General features: G+C 74.2%; 4 protein-coding genes and 1 pseudogene. All 5 read left to right on the top strand.

Annotated features, from left to right (window positions below):
- Window positions 1-1096 (top strand): DUF7544 domain-containing protein (locus AOK18_RS21600; RefSeq protein WP_055695430.1); only part of this gene is annotated, 1096 nt, incomplete at its 5' end.
- Between the two features lie 31 nt (window positions 1097-1127).
- Window positions 1128-1883 carry a DUF4129 domain-containing protein gene (locus AOK18_RS21595; RefSeq protein WP_055695429.1) on the top strand — a complete coding sequence of 252 codons (756 nt, stop codon included), beginning with the start codon at window positions 1128-1130 and terminating at the stop codon, window positions 1881-1883.
- Window positions 1880-3082, top strand: coding sequence for a DUF4350 domain-containing protein (locus AOK18_RS21590; RefSeq protein WP_055695428.1), 1203 nt, complete (start codon window positions 1880-1882; stop codon window positions 3080-3082). Before AOK18_RS21595 ends, AOK18_RS21590 begins: the two co-directional genes overlap by 4 nt.
- Window positions 3079-3225 (top strand): annotated as a pseudogene (locus tag AOK18_RS34550) (AAA family ATPase); the annotation flags it as partial. The gene AOK18_RS21590 and the pseudogene AOK18_RS34550, both read left to right, overlap by 4 nt.
- Before the next feature lie 2 nt (window positions 3226-3227).
- A partial coding sequence (locus AOK18_RS34545; protein WP_240503269.1) for an AAA family ATPase occupies window positions 3228-3469 on the top strand: 242 nt, incomplete at both ends.

Below are 3469 nucleotides of genomic sequence, written 5' to 3'. Positions count from 1 at the left end.
AGCCGCCGTATCCCCCGGCGGACCCGGCCACGGAGCGCCCGGGGGATACGGCGGCTACGGCGGTGGGCCCGGCGGGTACGGCTCCTGGGGAGGAGGCTGGGGCGGACCCCCGCCCGCGGCCAAACCCGGTGTCATCCCGCTCCGCCCGCTCGGCGTGGGCGAGATCCTCGACGGCGCGGTCTCCACCATGCGCGCCCACTGGCGCACGGTCCTCGGCATCTCGCTGGCCGTCGCCGTCCTCACCGAGATCATCGTCGTCCTCGTCCAGGGGCTCTTCCTGGACAGCCCCAGCGCCGCGGCCCTCAGCGACCCGTCCGCCACCTTCGACGAGCTGACCGCCGCCATGGGCGACTCCCTCGTCAACAGCGGAATCGTCTACGTCGTCACCCTGATCGGCACTGTCGCCGCCACCGCCCTGCTCACCACCGTCACCAGCCGCGCCGTCCTCGGCACGTCGGTCACCACCGCCGAGGCCTGGCGCGACGCCCGCCCCCAGGTCCTGAAGCTGTTCGGCCTGATCCTCCTGCTGATACTCATCGCCGCGGCCGTCGTCGCGGCGGGCGCGCTGCCGGGCATCGTCCTGGCCGCCACGGTCGGCGGCGCGGGCGCGGTGGCGCTCACCGTCCTGGGCGTCCTCGCCTCCGGGATCGTCGCCCTGTGGCTGATGAACCGCTACTCGCTGGCCTCTCCGACGCTGATGCTGGAGAAGCAGGGCGTCCTGAAGGCCATGAGCCGTTCCGCGAAGCTGGTGCGCGGCTCCTGGTGGAGGGTCTTCGGCATCCAGCTGCTCGCGATGATCATCGCGGGTTTCGTCGCGTCGATCATCGTCATCCCCTTCACCGTGATCGCCATGACCGTCACCGACGGCGGCCTCACCGGTTTCCTCAACAGCGCCGGCGGGGACATCGGCTGGACGTTCCTCATCGTCACCGGCGTCGGCGCGGTCATCGGCTCCATGATCACGTACCCGATCCAGGCCGGCGTCACGGTGCTCCTCTACATCGACCAGCGCATCCGCCGCGAGGCCCTCGACCTGGAGCTGGGCCGCGCGGCCGGCGTCCAGGGCTACGGGCCCGGCACCGTCCCGGGGAGCTGACCGGGTGCACACCGCGGGGGGAGTGCTCACCATGCCCGTACCGGCGCGGACGCCGTCCGAAGCCGCCGGCAGCGCGGTCCGGGCGCTGCTGCGCGGCGACGGCGAGCCGCCCGTCACCATCCCGCGCGACCCCGCGCGGGAGGCGGCCCGGCGCGAACTGTCCAAGCAGATGTACCACGAGAACGACCCCAGCTGGTTCCAGCGGGCCCTGAACGCCTTCTGGGAATGGGTCGGCAAGCTGCTCGACGCCGCCTCCACCGCGACGCCCGGCGGCACGCTCGGACTGATCGTGATCGTCGTCGCCGTGCTCGCCGCCCTGGGCGCCCTGTGGTGGCGCCTGGGGACCCCGCACCGCGGACCGGCCTCCGCCCCCGTTCTGTTCGACGACCGCCCCCGCAGCGCCGCCGAACACCGCGCGGCGGCCGAGGCGCACGCCGTCCAGGGCCACTGGAACCAGGCCGTCCAGGAACGCATGCGGGCCGTCGTCCGCGCCCTGGAGGAACGCGCTCTGCTCGACCTCCATCCCGGCCGCACCGCCGACGAGGCCGCCGCGGAGGCCGGCCGCGTCCTGCCCGCCCACACCGGCCGGCTGCGCACCGCGGCCCGGAGCTTCGACGACGTGACGTACGGCGGCCGCACCGCGACGGAGGAGTCGTACCGGCAGATCACCGGCCTCGACCTCGACCTGGAACGGACCAGGCCCCGGCTCGCGAGCGCCTCCGCCGCCGGCCGGAACGACAGTGACCGCACCACGGACGACAACGCCCGCCAGGGAGTCGCCGGATGACGACCGAGGTACCGCTCCCCTCCACCTCGGCCTCGCCCACCGCACGCCAGGTGTGGACCCGCGCGCGAGGTGTCGTCCTCGCCCTCGCGCTGCTGGTCGTGGCGGCCGTCGTCATCGCCGTGGCCCGCTCCGGCGCCCAGCACGGCGAACTCGACCCGCGCTCCGCCGACCCCCTCGGCAGCCGCGCGGTCGCCGAGCTCCTGGCCGACCGCGGTGTGGACACGCGCGTGGTCACCACCCTGGAAGAGGCGGCGGCCGCCGCGAAACCCGACACGACCCTCCTGGTCGCCGTCCCCGACCTCCTGACGCACCGCCAGCAGTCGCGCCTGCACTCCGCCTTCGCCGACTCCGGCGGCCGCACCGTCCTGGTCTCCGCCGGCAGCGCGTCCGTCGACCGGCTCGCCCCGGGCGTCGTCGCCGACCCGGCCACCAGCTTCGGCTCCACCCTCGACCCGGTCTGCAGCCTGCCCGCCGCCCGCACCGCGGGCTCCGCCGACACGGGCGGCATCCGCTACACCACCACCCGGTCCGACGCCGACGAGTGCTACCCCAGCGAACGCCTGGCCACCCTCGTGCGCGTCCCGGCGGCCTCCGGGACCGGCGACACGGTCCTCCTCGGCGCCCCCGACATCCTCCTCAACGACCGCCTCGACGAGCACGGCAACGCCTCGCTCGCCCTCCAGCTCCTCGGCCCGCACCCTCATCTCGTCTGGTACCTCCCCTCCCTCGCCGACGCCTCCGCCGCCCCCGAGGAGGGCGAACGCGACTTCTTCGACCTGCTCCCCTCCGGCTGGATCTGGGGCACCGCGCAGCTCTTCGTCGCGGCGGCCCTGGCCGCCCTGTGGCGGGCACGCAGGCTCGGCCCGCTCGTACCTGAAAAGCTCCCGGTCGCGATCCGCGCCTCCGAAACCGTCGAAGGCCGCGCCCGCCTCTACCGCAAGGCGAACGCCCGCGACCGCGCAGCCACCGCTCTCCGCTCCACCACCCGCACGCGCCTCGCCCCCCTCGCGGGCATCCCGGTGTCCCAGGCGCACACGCCCGAGACCCTGCTCCCCGCCCTGTCCACCCGCCTGCACGGCGACGGACAGGCAGCCCTCCTGCACGATCTCCTGTTCGGCCCGCCACCCGGTGACGACGCAGCCCTGACAGCCCTCGCCGACCGACTCGACGCCCTCGAAAGAGAGGTACGCCGTCCATGATGGACCCGACCACTGACAACGCCGCGCACACCGGGGACCCGGCCGCCGCCCGTGCCTCCCTGGAAGCCCTGCGCGCCGAGATCGCCAAAGCCGTGGTCGGCCAGGACCCCGCCGTCACCGGTCTCGCCGTCGCCCTGCTGTGCNNCCCTGCTCGTCCGCACCCTCGCCGCGGCCCTGGACCTCGACACCAAGCGCGTCCAGTTCACCCCCGACCTGATGCCGAGCGACGTCACGGGCTCCCTGGTCTACGACGCCCGCACCTCCGAGTTCTCCTTCCAGCCCGGCCCGGTCTTCACCAACCTGCTCCTCGCGGACGAGATCAACCGCACGCCCCCGAAGACCCAGGCGTCCCTCCTGGAGGCCATGGAGGAGCGCCAGGTCACCGTC

The sequence above is a fragment of the Streptomyces prasinopilosus genome (assembly GCF_001419695.1).
Classification (GTDB): domain Bacteria; phylum Actinomycetota; class Actinomycetes; order Streptomycetales; family Streptomycetaceae; genus Streptomyces; species Streptomyces prasinopilosus.
Note: the sequence above shows the minus strand (reverse complement) of the source record. Positions and strands in the feature narration are given on the sequence as shown.